Raw genomic sequence first — 15258 nt, 5'->3', positions numbered from 1 at the left:
AGGAGGGACTTAATTCCTGCGGATTCGCTAATCCTCGAACGCCGGTTCCTTCAATTCCTTTGATCATTGTGGGAGACAGTTTTAAGGAACTTATGAATGAGTTCACCGGAAACTCACGGAGGACCGGAGCCGTTCAGCCACCACGCCCCGTACACGGCCGACGCCACCGCGACACCGCCCACGACCAGCGCCGCCCTCGACGCGCGCGGCCGGGCCAGGGCCACGGCGAGCGGGAACAGCAGCGGGAACGCGGGCAGCAGCAGCCGCGGCTTGGAGCCGAAGTAGCTCGACGCGCACAGGGCGAGGACGAGCACCGCACCGCCGTAGACCAGCAGGGGAAGCGGCTGACGCTGCCGGACGCAGACCATGTACAGCCGGATCAGCGCGGCGACGCCGACGATCAGGCCCAGGCCGGCCAGGGCGGACGGGAATGACGTGAACTTGTCGGCGATGAAACGGGCGAAGGCGTAACCGCCGTCGAAGCCGTTGCGCCAGCCCGCCTGGACGTCGAGATAGCCGAGCGGGCCACGCCCGGTGCGGTGGCCGACCCACAGCACATAGCCCGCGGTGCCCAGCGGCGCGAGGAGCATGCCGAGGGCGCGTACGGCGGGGCGGGCGCCCTTTGGTGCCGGTGCGCTCCGGAGAGAGCCGTCCGCGGCCGGGCGGGGGGCGTGTTCGGCCGGGCGCGCGCCGGGCGCGGGCGCCGTGCTGCCGCTCCGCCCGAACGGGGAACCCGAGGACGCGCCCCGCTCCCGTAGGAAGGACGCCAGACCGGCCGCCCAGACCGCCGCGACCACCGCGAGCCCCACCGGGCGGGTCAGACCCGCCAGTGACGCGAGCCCACCCGCGACCACCCACCGTCCGGTGAGCACCGCGTACAGCGACCAGGCGGCGAGCGCGGTGAACAGCGACTCGCTGTACGCCATCGACTGCACGATCGCGACCGGCAGCAGCGCCCACACGAGCACCGCGCAGACGCCCACCCGAGAGCCGTACACGTGGTCGGCGACCGCGAAGATCCCCCAGGCCGCGGCGAGCGAGGCGAGCAGCGCGACCGTGAACCCGGCGTCGGCGTAGGACAGCGGGCTCACCGCGTGCAGCAGCCTTTCCAGCCACGGCAGCAGCGGGAAGAAGGCGAGATTGGAGTGGACGTCCCCGTTGGGCAGCCGGACCTCGTAGCCGTATCCCAGCTCGGCCACCCTCGTGTACCAGAGGGCGTCCCAGCGGGCCGTCAGCAGGGTGTGCGCGCTCGTGCCGCGGGCGGCGCTCCACAGGGCCAGGACGAGCAGGCCGAGGCCCCGTACCGCCATGTAGCCCAGCAGGGCGGGGGCCGCCCGGCGCAGGGCCGTACCGCCGGGCGCCACCACGCGCGTTCCAAGATCCGTCACGGCCCCGATTATCGACCGGGCGGTACGCGGACCGGGAAAACAGCTGCTCGGGAAGTGGCGTACACCACAGGGTTCGCCGTGACGTGTGAGAGTTCCGCCACGTGGCCTTGGCGCGAACTCGCGTACGCTGCGAGTCACTCGTGTTCGTTTGCGCGGGCCGGAGACCACCGCTCCTCTCCGGCCGAGTCGTGGGAAGTCCCCGTCCCGCGAGCCCGCCGGACCGAGGGGATCACCTGGGAGGTACGTACATGTCCGGGACGACCACGGCCGCCGTCGGGCTGCGCCGTCGGGCGGCCGGGGCCGGTGCCAACCGCTGGGTCGTGCTCGTGGTGCTCTGCGTCAGCCTGCTCCTGGTCGCGGTCGACGCGACCGTGCTGCACGTCGCGGTGCCCGCGGTCACCGAGGACCTCAGGCCCGGCGCGATCGAGCTGCTCTGGATCGTCGACACCTATCCACTCGTCTGCGCCTCGCTGCTGATCCTGTTCGGCACGCTCGGCGACAAGGTGGGCCGCCGCCGGATCCTGCTGATCGGGTACGCCCTGTTCGGCGTCGCGTCCGCGCTGGCGGCCTTCGCCGGAAGCGCCGAGGTGCTGATCCTGGCGCGGGCCCTGCTCGGCGTCGGCGGCGCGATGATCATGCCGGCCACGCTGTCGATCCTGCGGCAGGTCTTCCCCGACCGCCGGGAACGGGCGCTCGCCATCGGCATCTGGAGCGCGGTGGCCGCGGTCGGCGCGGCCGTCGGACCGCTGCTCGGCGGCTTCCTGCTGGAGCACTTCTGGTGGGGCTCGGTCTTCCTCGTCAACATCCCGCTGATGCTGGTCAGCCTCCCGGTGGGGCGGCTGCTGCTGCCGGAGTCCCGGGGCACCGGCGAGGGGCCCTGGGACGTGGTCGGCGCGCTGATGGCGGCGGCCGGGCTGTTCACCCTGGTCCTCGGCGTCAAGCGGCTGGGCGGCGCGGAGCTCGGCGCGTTCACCGTGGTGCCGCTGCTGGTCGGCGCGGTGCTGATGGTCCTCTTCGTACGGCGTCAGCGGCGGCGGGAGCATCCGCTGGTGGACCTGCGGATGTTCTCCCGGCCGGCGTTCAGCACCTCCGTCGGGTGCATCGTGCTGGCGATGCTGGCGCTGGTGGGTCTGGAGCTGATCGCCGCGCAGTACCTGCAGCTGGTGCTCGGTCTCTCCCCGCTGGAGACGGGTCTACGACTGCTGCCGCTGACCTTCGCCGCGATGGCGGCGGGACTGGCCGGGGCGCGGCTGCTGCGCGGGTTCGGGCCGCGGCGGATGGTGTGCGGGGGGTTCCTGCTGACCGCGCTCGCCGTGCTGCTGCTCACCGCGATGGGCAAGGCGGACAACACGGGGCTGCTGCTGTCCGGGTTCGTGCTGCTCGGGTTCGGGCTGGAGACGACGCTGTTCGCGGCGTACGAGTCGATGCTGAGCGAGGCCCCGCCGGAACGGGCGGGCGGCGCGGCGGCCATCGGCGAGACCTCCTACCAGCTCGGCGCGGGCATCGGGATCGCGCTGCTCGGCAGCGTGATGAACGCGGCGTACACGCCCGGACTGTCCTCGGTGCCCGGGGTGCCGGCGTCCGCGTCGGCGGCCGCGGGGCACTCGCTGGGCGAGGCTTACGAGGTGGCAGGTCAGCTCGGCGGGCCGACCGGGGCGGCGCTGCGGCGGGCCGCGAGGGAGAGCTTCGTGCACGGGCTGCATGTCACGCTCCTGGTCAGCGCGGGGTTGCTGCTGCTCGGGGCGGTGATGGCGCTGAGGCTGCCGCGGGTGATGCAGTGCGAGTCGGCGGTTGCGCTGCCCGCTCCCCGCGAGGTGTCTCCCACCCACGCACCACCCGTGACCGTGCGTTGACAGGTCGGCCCTGCCTGAGGGGCGGGTTCGCCGTCGGCGGCTCTCCGTAGAGCCTCGGGTGGTACCTTCGGACCGACATCGTAACTAGCGCTGCTAGTTTTCGGCTCGCCGCGGAGGATCTCGTCATGGTCGCGTCCTCGAAGTTGCCCCCCTTCGACCCCGCCGATCCGCTCGGGATCGACGATCTGCTCGAACCGGAGGATCTGGCGATCCGCGACACCGTGCGGAGCTGGGCCGCGGAGCGGGTGGAGCCGTTCGTCGCCGAGTGGTACGAGAGCGGGGAGCTGCCGGTGATCCGGGAGCTCGCCCGGGAGCTCGGGACGATCGGGGCGCTCGGGATGTCCCTCGACGGGTACGGGTGCGCCGGGGCGAGCGCCGTGCAGTACGGGCTCGCCTGTCTGGAGCTGGAGGCCGCCGACTCCGGGATCCGGTCCCTGGTGTCCGTGCAGGGCTCCCTCGCCATGTACGCGATCCACCGGTTCGGCTCCGAGGAGCAGAAGCAGGCGTGGCTGCCCCGGATGGCCGCCGGCGAGGTCATCGGCTGCTTCGGGCTCACCGAGCCCGACCACGGGTCCGATCCGGCCGGTATGCGCACGTACGCCAAGCGCGACGGCTCGGACTGGGTGCTGAGCGGGCGGAAGATGTGGATCACCAACGGGTCCGTGGCCGGGGTCGCCGTCGTCTGGGCGCAGACCGACGCGGGCGTCCGCGGATTCGTCGTGCCCACCGACAGCCCCGGCTTCTCCGCGCCGGAGATCAAGCACAAGTGGTCGCTGCGCGCCAGCGTGACCAGTGAGCTGGTGCTGGACGAGGTGCGGCTGCCCGAGGACGCCGTACTGCCGGAGGTCGTCGGACTGCGGGGGCCGCTGAGCTGTCTGTCGCACGCCCGCTACGGGATCGTCTGGGGCGCGATGGGCGCGGCCCGCACCTGTTTCGAGGCCGCCGTCGACTATGCCCGCACCCGTGAGCAGTTCGGGCGGCCCATCGGCGGGTTCCAGCTGACCCAGGCCAAGCTCGCCGACATGGCGGTCGAGCTGCACAAGGGGATTCTGCTCGCCCACCATCTGGGGCGGCGCATGGACGCCGGCCGCCTGCGTCCCGAGCAGGTCAGCTTCGGCAAGCTCAACAACGTGCGGGAGGCCATCGAGATCTGCCGCACCGCGCGGACGATCCTCGGGGCCAACGGGATCTCGCTGGAGTATCCCGTCATGCGGCACGCGACGAACCTGGAGTCGGTGCTCACCTACGAGGGCACCGTCGAGATGCACCAGCTCGTGCTGGGCAAGGCGCTCACCGGACTCGACGCCTTCCGCTGACCCGGCCCGGGGGCCGAGGCGGGGCCGGCGAGCGGCCCTGCCTCAGCTCTGGTTGAAGAAACCGTCCGTGCGGTGCCCGGCCGGGTCGCCGTTCACGATCTCCGTGTTGGACGGGGTCAGCAGGAACACCCGGGTCGAGACCCGCTCGATCGAACCGCGCAGTCCGAAGATCAGGCCGGCCGCGAAGTCGACGACGCGCTTGGCGTCCCCGGCCTCCATGGCCGTGAGGTTCACGATGACCGGCACGCCCTCGCGGAACAGCTCACCGATGAGCCGCGCGTCCCGGAAGCTGTCCGGGGTGACCGTGCCGATCCGGCGGCCCTTCTCCTCGGCCGTGTCCGAGGCGACCTTGACGCGCGGGTCGGTGACCCAGGCGTCTTGCGAGTCGGTCCCCTCGGAGTAGTCGTCGTCGTAGTAACGCTCGTCATCGTTGTCGTCGACGAGGCCAAGCCAGGCACTCGCCTTGCGCACCGATCCCATGGACGCCTCCTCTCACAGCGGTCTTTCTTCCTTTCCGCAACCCATGGTCGTCCATGATGCGGATGTCGCGCCAAGTGGATAGACGCCGCGCGGGGGGTTTGTGACGGTACTGGTGCACAGAGAATCCGTCGAGAGCCCGCGTCCCCCAAGGGTCCTGCTGTGTACGGCTGCTGACTGAGAGTGAAATATGACTGTTCGTGGCGTACGGGTGATACGTGGTGCGTACGGGTGAACAGGGCGGAGCGTTCAACGTCGATTATCGGCCGGTAGCATGCGGCAGCTCAATGTCTTGAGAGCGGGGGTTGTCATGTTCGGAATCGTCAGACCGTGCAGTCACCGGCTCGGTGAGCGGCTCAAGAGCCAGTGGATGGCGCATCTGTGCGGACTCTGTCTCGCGCTGCGCGGCGACCACGGCCAGTTCGCACGGGTCGTCACCAACTACGACGGGCTGCTCGTCTCGGTTCTGACGGAGGCTCAGGCCGGGACCGGGGGCGGGTGGCGGCGTACGGCGGGGCCGTGCCCGTTGCGCGGGATGCGCACCGCCTCCGTCGCCCAGGGCGAGGGGGCGCGGCTCGCGGCGGCCGTCTCGCTGGTGCTGGCCTCGGCCAAGGTGCGCGACCATGTCGCCGACGGGGACGGGCTGCTGGCCCGGCGTCCGGTCGCCGTCGCCGCCCGCAGGGTGGCCAGGAGCTGGGGGCGGGCCGGCGCACGCGCCGGGGCCGCGGTCGGCTTCGACACGGCGGTCCTGGTGGACGCGGTGGACCGGCAGATCGGGCTGGAGGCGCTGGCCGGGCCCGGTACTTCGCTGCTGACGGTCACCGAACCGACCGAGACCGCCACGGCTGCCGCCTTCGCGCACACCGCGATCCTCGCCGGCCGGCCGGGCAACGCCGTCCCGCTCGCCGAGGCCGGGCGGCTCTTCGGACGGCTCGCGCATCTGCTGGACGCCGTGGAGGACCAGGCCGCCGATGCCGAGGCCGGCGCCTGGAATCCGCTCACGGCCACCGGGACCCCGCTCACCGAGGCCCGGCGGCTCGCGGACGACGCCCTGCACGGGATACGGCTCGCGCTGAAGGACGTCGAGTTCACGGAGGGGCGGCTCGCGCATCTGCTGCTCGCGCACGAGCTGGAGCGGTCGGTGGACCGGGCGTTCGGGACGTCCTCGTGCGGACACGGGCATGCGCACGGGCATGCGTACGAGGGGCGTGCCGCGTTCGGGCCGCCGCCGCAGATGCCCGCGCCGCCCAAGCAGCCGCGGGGGCTGCTCGCCGGGTGCGCGGTCGCGCTCGGGCTGTTCTGCACCTGCCAGGTGTGCTGTGCCGACGAGTTCGAGGGGCCGTGGTCGCGCAGGAAGCGTGAGGGCTGCTGCGGGAACTGCGACTGCGGGTGCGGTGACTGCTGCAACTGCGACTGCTGCGACGGATGCGACTGCTGCGGCTGCGACTGTTCCTGCTGACACACGCGGTTGACACACGCGGTTGATGCACGCGGTTGACGCACGCGGTGAGTGCCGGGCGGCTCCGGGACGTATCTCCTGTCGAGACACGGAAGCTCGAAAGGATCAGGGATCATGCCCGGGCGCTCAGAGAAAACCGTGCCGCTTGCCGTGAAGATCGTGGTGAGCGGGGGGCTCGGGGTCGGTAAGACGACCTTCATCGGGGCCGTTTCCGAGATAGAGCCCCTCGACACCGAGGCGGCGATCACCCAGGTGTCGGTGGGAGTCGACTCCTTGGAAGGGGTGGAGACCAAGACCAGGACCACCGTCGCGCTCGACTTCGGGCGTATCACCCTCGATCCGGCCATCGCGCTGTATCTGTTCGGGACGCCCGGGCAGGCACGGTTCTCGTTCCTGTGGGACGACCTGGTGGAGGGGGCGCTGGGGACGGTCGTCCTCGCGGACACCCGGCGGATCGAGGAGTGCTTCCCCGCCGTCGACTACTTCGAGGCGCAGGAGGCGCCGTTCGTGCTCGCGGTGAATCGATTCGACGGGGCCGAGCGGTGCGCGCTGGAGGAGGTCCGGGGAGTGCTGGGGCTGGACCCCGAGGTGCCGGTGCTGGAGTGCGACGCGCGGGAGCGGGGGTCGGTGCGGGATGTCCTGGGGGTGTTGATGGACCGGGTCATCGGGGTGCGGGCTTCTTCCGGGGTGCGGACCGTGGGGGTGCGCTGAATCGCCGTACGGGTGTGGGTGCGTGGGGGTTGTTCGCGCAGTTCCCCGCGCCCCTGAGGTGGGTGGGCGTGAACGTGGCTGTGCAGGGAGGGGAGGGGTGTGTGAAGGCGAAGGGCGAGAACGCGAAAGCGTCCCGGCGGTCAAGAGGCCGGGGCGCGCAGGGGGTCAGCTCAACAGGAAGAGGACCACACTCGACCGAAGTCGATGTGGGAGCGGGTGACCAGCCACTGCTGCGGATGCATGGGCCAAGTGGAACAGGTCTCCGGTGGGGCGTCAACCGACTTGAGACGTACGGCTCACAGTCCGGACAGCCTTGACAGTGAGGGGAAACACCGCCGTACTCTCGCTGTACGGCCCTGCTGAGGGGCTCGGCCGTCGTTTGTTCTCCGTGTGAAGGCATCCACCGTGTTCGACCGATTGCGTCACGGAGCCTTCGCATGTCTTCCCACACCCTTGCCCGCGTTCCCGCCGCCCCGGACACGAGACAGTCGCTCGTCATCGTCGGGGCCGGGCCGCGGGGGACCGGTCTGATCGAACGCATCGCCGCCAGCGCGCCCGAGCTGTACGCCGGTCCGGGCCTCGACATCCATCTCGTGGACCCGCACCCGCCGGGCGCCGGCCGGATCTGGCGGGCCGCGCAGTCACCGCTGCTGTGGATGAACTCGCATGCCGAGGACGTCACCATGTTCACCGACGAGACCGTGGTGATGGACGGTCCGGTGCGGCCGGGGCCCACCCTGCACGAGTGGGCCGGTGTCGACGGGCGGCTCTTCGCCGACCGGCAGCTCCAGGGCGCCTATCTGAGCTGGGTGCACGAACAGGCCGTCGCCGCCCTGCCGGAGGAGATCACCGTCCACCACCACCCCCGGCGCGCGCTGCGGGTGAGCGGTCCCCGCGAGGGGCGTCAGCAGGTGTGGCTGGAGGGGCGGTCCCAGCCGCTCCACGCCGACCTCGTCGTCCTGGCCCTCGGCCATCTCGACGCCGAACTCGACGGTAATCAGGGGGAGTTGGCCGCGTACGCCCGTGAGCACGGGCTCGTCCATCTGCCGCCCGACTTCACCGCCGACAGCGACCTGTCCGCGCTCCGGCCCGGCGAACCCGTCCTCGTGCGCGGCTTCGGGCTGGCCTTCGTCGATCTGATGGTGCTGCTCACGGAGGGGCGCGGCGGACGCTACGAGGGGGACGTCTATGTGCCCTCGGGGCGGGAGCCGGTGCTGTACGTCGGGTCGCGGCGCGGAGTGCCGTACCACGCGAAGATCGGCTACGACTGGACCGGCGAGCGGCCCCCGCTGCCCCGGTTCCTCGGACCCACCGAGACCGACGAACTCCTCGCCCGGCCCGGGGGGTTCGACTTCCGGCGGGATGTGTGGCCGCTGGTGGAGAAGGAGCTGGGCTTCGCCCACTACCACCGGCTGTTCGCCGCCCACCCCGAGCGGACCGCGATCGCCTGGACGGACTTCGAGGAGAAGTACGCGGCCGCCTCCGGGGAGGCCGACCGGGAGGCCCTCGTCGCCTCCGCCGTGCCCGACCCGGCCGACCGGCTCGACCTGGCCGCGCTCGACCGGCCGCTGGACGGGCGGCGGTACGCCTCGCACGAGGAGTTCCAGGACGGCCTGCGACGGTACGTCGAGGACGATCTGAGCCGCCGTCACGATCCCGCGCACAGCGCCGATCTGTCCGTGTTCCTCGGGCTGCTGTCGGTCTACGGGCAGCTCGTGCGGCTCGGGGACATCGGGTCCTGGTGGCACGGGTTCTTCAGCTACCTCGCCTCCGGGCCGCCCGGACCCCGGCTGCGGCAGCTGCTCGCGCTGTCCCGGGCCGGAGTACTCCGGTTCGTCGGCGCCGACATGGCCGTACACGCCGAGGGCGGGGTGTTCCGGGCGTCCAGCCCGACCGTGCCGGGATTCTCCGTCGAGGCACGGGCGCTGGTGGAGGCGCGGCTGCCCGAACCGACCCTGCGCCGCGCCCTCGACCCGCTGCTGCGCGCCCTGCACGCCGAGGGCGCCGGGGAGACGGCCGACGGACTGCTGCGGGTGGACCGCGCCGACGGACGGGTCCTGGACCGCGGCGGGCGGCCGCACCCGCGGCGGTTCGCGCTCGGCCCGCACACCGACGGACGCACCCCCGGCGCGTTCACCCGCCCCCGCACGGGCGGTCCCGCGTTCCGGCAGAACGACGCCACCGCGCGCGCCGCCCTGGTGTTCCTGCGCGACCTCGGCGCCGATGCCGCCGCCTGAGCCGACCCGGCCCACCGAAGGAGTTCCCGCGATGACCGTCATGGTCGCCCTCAGGCCCCCGCGTCGGGGGTCCGGCCCGGGGCCGCTGCCGTCCAAGGCGCTGTGAGCCATGGGACTGCTGCATCTGGCCGCCGCCCTCTCCCTGCCCGGGGCGGACGGGGCCGGTCCCTATGTCGAGCTGGCACGGCTCGCCGAGCGCGGCGGGCTCGACTTCGTGACACTGGACGCCACGTTCGCCGACTCCGGGTCTGGCTCGGGGTCCGGGTCTGGCTCGGGGTCCGGGTCTGGCTCCGGGTCTGGCTCTGGCTCCGGGTCTGGCTCTGGCTCCGGGTCTGGGTCCGGGTCTGGCTCTGGCTCTGGCTCTGGCTCCAGGTCCGGGCCCGGGGCCAGGACTGGGGCTGCGGCTGGGTCCGGATCCGGGCTCGATGCCTCGATCGTGCTCGGCCGGATGGCGGATGCCACGTATCACGTCGGACTGGTGGCCCCGCTCAGCGGGCCGCAGACGGGGCAGCGGTCCGGGCCGGCAAGCGGGCGGTCGACCGGGCCATCGACCGGGGTCGGTGCCGGGACCGTTGGACGGGTGGCCCCGCTCACCGAGCTGCAGACCGGGCCGGCAAGCGGGCCATCGACCGGTGCAGGTGCCGGGGCCGACGGCCAGGTGGCCCCGCTGACCGGGCAGCGGTCCGGGCCGTCAACCCGGCGGTCGACCGGGACCGGTGCCGGGACCGTCGGACGGGTGGCCCCGCTCACCGAGCTGCAGACCGGGCCGACAAGCGGGCGGTCGACCGGGGTCGATGCCGGGGGCGACGGCCAGGTGGCCCCGCTGACCGGGCAGCGGTCCGGGCCGTCAACCGGGAGCGGTGCCGGTGCCGGGGCCGTCGGCCAGATGGTCCCGCTCGGTGGGCCGGCAAGCGGGCGGCTCACCGGGCCGCCGGTCGGGAGCGGTGCCGGTGACGGTGACGAGGCCGGTGTCGAGGCCGGTGTCGAGGTCGTTGCGTCCGGGCGGGTCGGTCGGTGGATCGACGTGTCACCGGGTGGGGTCGCGTCGGGGGAGCTGTCCGTGCCCCCGTCGGCGCAGGGGCATGCCGTACGGGTCGCCGACGCCACCGAGCCGGCCGTCCGGGCCGCCGCCGCCCGGTACGCCGATGTGGCGCTGGTCCGGGTGGCGGGTTCCGCCGAGGCCCGGGCCGTCCGCGCGGACCTGCGCGCGGCGGCCGCCGCGGCCGGGCGGGACCCGGACTCCCTGCGGGTGCTGGTGAGTCTGCTCGTCGACCTCGGGGACGGCGAGCACGCGGCCGAACCGGGCCACGGCGGGGGCGGCCCCCGGCAGACCGGCCGCGGCCCGCTCTACCGGGGCGGCCCCGTCGACCTCGCCGAGCTGATCGCCTCCTGGCACCGGGACGCCGCGGCCGACGGCTTCCACCTGGTCCCCGTCGACCCCCACCGCGATCTGGAACGCCTGGTCAACGGAACGGTAGCGCTGCTCCAGCACCGCGGTCTGTTCCGCACCTTCTACCCGGGCGGCACCCTGCGCGAGCACCTCGACCTGGCCCGGCCCGCCCACCAGTACGCGGGCGGATCCTCACCCCTCGGGTCGTCCGACCCGGTAGCGAAAGGCTGACCACATATGGCGACGGATGTGACGGATACGACGGACGCTCCGGATCTCTGGAAGCGCTGGCACGAACACCGGCTGGAGACGCTCGCGGCGCCCTACGGCCCGCTCGCCCTCACCGGAACCTTCTGGCTGGACGACTTTCCGGACGGTCGACTTCCGGACATCCCCGGGGTCTGGGTGGCGGAAGGGGACGCGGTGGTGCTCACGGCGGCCGAGACCGACGGGCTGACCCTGGACGGACGGCCGTTCGGCGGAACGGCACGGCTCGGCGCCGACCCGGGAGCGGTGGACGCGTCCCGCGTCGCGCACGGGGAGCGGCGTTTGGTCGTGCTGGTGCGGGAGGGGGTCTGGGGGGTGCGCGACTTCGACCCCGCGGCCGAGGCCCGGCGCCTGTTCCGGGGCGTCGAGGCCACCCCGTACGAGACGCGCTGGTCGGTGCCGGGGCGCTTCACGCCGTACGGCGAGAACCGGACCGTCCGGGTCCAGAACGCCGACGGGCGCGAGCGCGGCCTCGGGCTCGGTGGGGAACTGGCGTTCACCCTCGACGGGCGGGAGCACACGCTCCAGGTGGCCGTGCAGGACGACGGCTCGCTATGGGCGGTCTTCGCCGACTCCACCAGTGGGGTGAGCAGCCATCGGTTCCGGTTCCTCCATCCGGGTGCCCCCGACGACGAGGGGCGCACGACCGTGGACTTCAACCGTGCCGTACTGCCTCCGTGTGCATTCACCGACGCTTTCATCTGCCCCTTCCCGCCACCGGGGAACACTCTCGACGTGGAGATCGAGGCAGGGGAGCGCAACCTGGTCTGAGCTGGGGCAAGAGCCCTCGAAGAGGGCCCAACTCACGTAGTTCGTTCAAGGTCTGACGGCCGAAAGGCGCCCTTGCGCCGACCGGCCGTTCGGCCGAATACTCCCCCTCAGCGCTTGTCAGGGACACGGCGTGTCCGGAATCCGGGCGAACGTCCGACCCTGGCTGCGCCTCACGGGCCCCGACCCCACACGACGGGCCCCCGACTTCCCCTAGGAGGGAACGAAACGTGAGGATCAAGCGCACCACCCCCACCACCCGCGGTATCTCGAGACGGAGCCGGCTGATCGCCGTCACCACCGGACTCGTGGCCGCAGCCGCCATCGCGATCCCCCACGCGAGCGCGGCGGACACCGCCACCTTCAGCTCCGCCCAGCTGAAGAGCGCGGGCACCTCCGTGCTCCAGGCGGACGTCCCGGGCACCGCCTGGGCCGTCGACAGCAAGACCAACCGCCTTCTCGTCACCGTCGACAGCACCGTCTCCGACGCCGAGATCGCGAAGATCAAGGAGGCCGCGGGCAGCAACGCCGGCGCCCTCACGATCAAGCACACCCCCGGCAAGTTCAACAAGCTCATCGCGGGCGGCGACGCCATCTACGGCGGCGGCTACCGCTGCTCGCTCGGCTTCAACGTGGTCAGCGGCAGCACCTACTACTTCCTGACCGCCGGTCACTGCGGCGAGGTCGCCTCGACCTGGTACTCCAACTCCGGGCAGACGACCACGCTGGGCACGAACGTCAGCTACAGCTTCCCGACCAACGACTACGCGCTGGTCCGCTACACCAACACCTCGGTCACCAAGTCCGGCACCGCGGGCAACACGGACATCACCAGCTCCGGCACGCCCAGCGTCGGCACCACGGTCTACCGTGACGGCTCGACCACCGGCATCCACAGCGGCCGGGTCACCGCGCTCAACGCCACCGTGAACTACGGCAGCGGCGACATCGTCTACGGCATGATCCAGACCAACGTCTGCGCCGAGGGCGGTGACTCCGGTGGCCCGCTGTACTCCACCAGCGGCATCGCCTACGGTCTGACCTCCGGCGGCAGCGGCAACTGCACCTCCGGCGGTACGACCTTCTTCCAGCCGGTGGCCGAAGCCCTGAGCGCGTACGGCGTGAGCGTGTTCTAGTCCTTCCCCACAGTGTGTGCCCGGCCCCCGCACGTGAACCGCCGTGCGGGGGCTCCCTCTTGGGCGGGGGCGGGGTTACCGTCGAAGGACGCCGTCGTGGGACGGGAAGGGCTTCGGACCCCTGGGGGCCGGCATGGTCGAGGAGCTGGTGGCGGCGGGAGCCGCGCTCGTGTCCGCCGGAGTGGTGTATGTGGCGGCGGCGGCACGGGTCGTCAAGCAGTACGAGCGGGGTGTGGTCTTCCGGCTCGGGAAACTCCGGCCCGTGGTGCGCGGACCGGGGCTGACCCTGATCGTGCCGGGCGTCGACCGGCTCCGGAAGGTCAACATGCAGATCGTCACGATGCCGGTGCCGGGTCAGGAGGGCATCACCCGGGACAACGTGACGGTCCGGGTCGACGCCGTCGTGTACTTCCGGGTGACCTCGCCGGCCGAGGCGGTGGTCCGGGTGGAGGACTACCGGTTCGCCGTCTCGCAGATGGCGCAGACCTCGCTGCGGTCCATCATCGGCAAGAGCGAGCTGGACGATCTGCTCTCCGACCGCGAAAAGCTCAACCAGGGGCTGGAGTTGATGATCGACAGCCCGGCCGTGGAGTGGGGCGTCACCATCGACCGGGTCGAGATCAAGGACGTCTCCCTGCCCGAGACGATGAAGCGGTCCATGGCCCGGCAGGCCGAGGCCGACCGGGAGCGGCGGGCGAGGGTCATCAACGCCGACGCCGAGCTCCAGGCCTCCAAGAAGCTCGCGGAGGCGGCCCGCGAGATGTCCGAGCAGCCCGCCGCGCTCCAGCTGCGGCTGCTCCAGACGGTGGTGGCGGTCGCCGCCGAGAAGAACTCCACGCTGGTGCTGCCGTTCCCGGTGGAACTGCTGAGGTTCCTGGAGAGGGCGCAGCAGCAACCGCCCACGCCACCCGCACCGGAGCGGAAGCCGATCCAGGAGTGAAGTCCCGGTCGCAAACGGGGTGGTGAAGGCGCAGAGGGCGTGAAGTGCCCGCCCTGTGCGCGTCCCGGAGTCAACCTTGTGTGCTCCCTGTGTCCTTCGGAAGAGTGACCTGCCGTCAACCGGCCACTCTTCGGCCCGTACGGTCCCCCCACAGCCGTCCGGGCCGATCCCCCACAGGAGGACGCGAGGTGCAGCACCGACGCATACCCCGGCGGCGGACGGTCATGGCGGGCGCGGGTGTCGCCGCGCTCGTCGCGGCGGCCGTCACCTTCCGGACCGCGAACGCCGGTGAACCGGCGCGGAGTCCGCGGCCGGCCCCGCTCTCGGCCTTCGCGGCCGGGAAGCTCGCCTCGGCCCTCGGCGCGGACCTCGGCACCGACGCGGCGGGCGCCTACTACGACGCGAGGAGCCGCAGCCTCGTGGTGAACGTGCTCGACGCGGCCGCCGCGCAGACCGTCGAGGCGGCCGGCGCCAGGGCGAGAATCGTCGAGCACTCCCTCGCCGAACTGGCCGGCGCCCGTGCGGTCCTCAGGGCGGACGCGGCCGTCCCCGGCACCGCCTGGGTGACCGACCCGCGCACCGGCAAGGTCGTCGTCACCGCCGACCGCACGGTCTCGGCCGCCGCCTGGGCGAAGCTCGCCGAGGTGGTCGACGGGCTCGGGGGTACGGCCGAACTCCAGCGGACCAAGGGGGAGTTCAGGCCCTTCATGGCCGGTGGTGACGCGATCACCGGCGCGGGCGGCCGCTGCTCGCTCGGCTTCAACGTGGTCAAGGGCGGCGAGCCGTACTTCCTGACCGCCGGGCACTGCACCGAGGCCGTCTCCACCTGGTCGGACTCCTCCGGGACCGTGATCGGCGCCGACGCGGTCTCCCGCTTCCCCGGCGACGACTACGGACTGGTCAGGTACACGGCCGACGTGCCGCACCCCGGCGAGGTCGATCTGTACGACGGCTCGGCCCAGCCGATCACCGGCGCCGTCGAGGCCACCGTGGGTATGCGGGTCACCCGCAGCGGCTCCACCACACAGGTCCACTCCGGCACGGTCACCGGTCTGGACGCGACCGTGAACTACGGCAACGGCGAGATCGTCGACGGTCTCATCCGGACCGACGTCTGCGCCGAGCCCGGCGACAGCGGCGGCCCGCTCTTCTCGGGCAGTGACGCGATCGGTCTGACCTCCGGCGGCAGCGGTGACTGTGCCTCGGGCGGGGAGACGTTCTTCCAGCCGGTGACGGAGGCGCTGTCGGCGACGGGCGCACGGATCGGCTGAGGCTCCTTCGTGTGTTTCCGCAGGTGAGAGACGTCCGGAGGGTAG

At 72.2% G+C, this 15258-nt stretch carries 12 protein-coding genes; 10 read left to right on the top strand and 2 right to left on the bottom strand.

The features are described 5' to 3' along the window. Positions 1-113: 113 nt before the first annotated feature. Positions 114-1388: a mannosyltransferase family protein gene (locus ACYQ8Q_RS10855; protein ID WP_460064028.1), complete on the bottom strand. Its 1275-nt coding sequence runs from the start codon at positions 1386-1388 to the stop codon at positions 114-116. A 248-nt stretch (positions 1389-1636) separates the two neighbouring features. Between ACYQ8Q_RS10855 and ACYQ8Q_RS10850 the strand changes: the two genes are divergently transcribed. Together ACYQ8Q_RS10850 and ACYQ8Q_RS10845 are read left to right on the top strand one after the other, a co-directional pair. Beyond that, complete coding sequence (locus tag ACYQ8Q_RS10850; RefSeq protein WP_460064026.1) at positions 1637-3241, top strand: MFS transporter; 1605 nt, start codon at positions 1637-1639, stop codon at positions 3239-3241. A gap of 125 nt (positions 3242-3366) precedes the next feature. Continuing rightward, positions 3367-4557 carry an acyl-CoA dehydrogenase family protein gene (locus ACYQ8Q_RS10845; protein ID WP_460064023.1) on the top strand — a complete coding sequence of 397 codons (1191 nt, stop codon included), beginning with the start codon at positions 3367-3369 and terminating at the stop codon, positions 4555-4557. Between the two features lie 42 nt (positions 4558-4599). Here the strand turns inward: ACYQ8Q_RS10845 and ACYQ8Q_RS10840 are convergent, their stop codons facing one another. Further along, positions 4600-5037 (bottom strand): cell division protein SepF, encoded by a 438-nt coding sequence (locus ACYQ8Q_RS10840; protein ID WP_055634925.1) that lies wholly within the window; start codon positions 5035-5037, stop codon positions 4600-4602. A gap of 307 nt (positions 5038-5344) precedes the next feature. Here ACYQ8Q_RS10840 and ACYQ8Q_RS10835 point away from each other — a divergent pair, with 307 nt between their 5' ends. The 8 genes from ACYQ8Q_RS10835 (at position 5345) to ACYQ8Q_RS10800 (ending at position 15213) form a co-directional block, all read left to right on the top strand. Then, a complete protein-coding gene (locus ACYQ8Q_RS10835; RefSeq protein WP_460064019.1) occupies positions 5345-6493 on the top strand; it encodes a DUF5685 family protein in 1149 nt (382 codons plus the stop codon). Positions 6494-6607: 114 nt separating this feature from the next. Then, complete coding sequence (locus ACYQ8Q_RS10830) at positions 6608-7204, top strand: GTP-binding protein (RefSeq protein ID WP_460064016.1); 597 nt, start codon at positions 6608-6610, stop codon at positions 7202-7204. Positions 7205-7641: 437 nt separating this feature from the next. Then, positions 7642-9441 (top strand): FAD/NAD(P)-binding protein, encoded by a 1800-nt coding sequence (locus tag ACYQ8Q_RS10825; RefSeq protein ID WP_460064013.1) that lies wholly within the window; start codon positions 7642-7644, stop codon positions 9439-9441. A 736-nt stretch (positions 9442-10177) separates the two neighbouring features. Then, positions 10178-11062, top strand: a complete 885-nt coding sequence (locus ACYQ8Q_RS10820; RefSeq protein WP_460064011.1) for an LLM class flavin-dependent oxidoreductase — start codon at positions 10178-10180, stop codon at positions 11060-11062. A 6-nt stretch (positions 11063-11068) separates the two neighbouring features. After that, a complete protein-coding gene (locus tag ACYQ8Q_RS10815; RefSeq protein WP_460064009.1) occupies positions 11069-11869 on the top strand; it encodes a DUF1684 domain-containing protein in 801 nt (266 codons plus the stop codon). Between the two features lie 227 nt (positions 11870-12096). Next, positions 12097-13002: a S1 family peptidase gene (locus ACYQ8Q_RS10810; protein ID WP_460064007.1), complete on the top strand. Its 906-nt coding sequence runs from the start codon at positions 12097-12099 to the stop codon at positions 13000-13002. Between the two features lie 133 nt (positions 13003-13135). After that, entirely contained in the window at positions 13136-13942 is an 807-nt protein-coding gene (locus tag ACYQ8Q_RS10805) for a slipin family protein (RefSeq protein WP_460064004.1), read from the top strand. A 188-nt stretch (positions 13943-14130) separates the two neighbouring features. Continuing rightward, complete coding sequence (locus ACYQ8Q_RS10800; RefSeq protein WP_460064002.1) at positions 14131-15213, top strand: S1 family peptidase; 1083 nt, start codon at positions 14131-14133, stop codon at positions 15211-15213. Positions 15214-15258 lie beyond the last annotated feature (45 nt).

The sequence above is a fragment of the Streptomyces sp. YKOK-I1 genome (assembly GCF_054660435.1).
This window is presented reverse-complemented; position numbering and strand designations above follow the sequence as displayed.

Coding starts and splice junctions, on each gene's coding strand:
- ACYQ8Q_RS10845 (WP_460064023.1), top strand. CDS start 3,367: ATGGTCGCGTCCTCGAAGTTGCCCCCCTTCGACCCCGCCGATCCGCTC.
- ACYQ8Q_RS10835 (WP_460064019.1), top strand. CDS start 5,345: ATGTTCGGAATCGTCAGACCGTGCAGTCACCGGCTCGGTGAGCGGCTC.
- ACYQ8Q_RS10840 (WP_055634925.1), bottom strand. CDS start 5,037: ATGGGATCGGTGCGCAAGGCGAGTGCCTGGCTTGGCCTCGTCGACGAC.
- ACYQ8Q_RS10815 (WP_460064009.1), top strand. CDS start 11,069: ATGGCGACGGATGTGACGGATACGACGGACGCTCCGGATCTCTGGAAG.
- ACYQ8Q_RS10825 (WP_460064013.1), top strand. CDS start 7,642: ATGTCTTCCCACACCCTTGCCCGCGTTCCCGCCGCCCCGGACACGAGA.
- ACYQ8Q_RS10850 (WP_460064026.1), top strand. CDS start 1,637: ATGTCCGGGACGACCACGGCCGCCGTCGGGCTGCGCCGTCGGGCGGCC.
- ACYQ8Q_RS10805 (WP_460064004.1), top strand. CDS start 13,136: ATGGTCGAGGAGCTGGTGGCGGCGGGAGCCGCGCTCGTGTCCGCCGGA.
- ACYQ8Q_RS10830 (WP_460064016.1), top strand. CDS start 6,608: ATGCCCGGGCGCTCAGAGAAAACCGTGCCGCTTGCCGTGAAGATCGTG.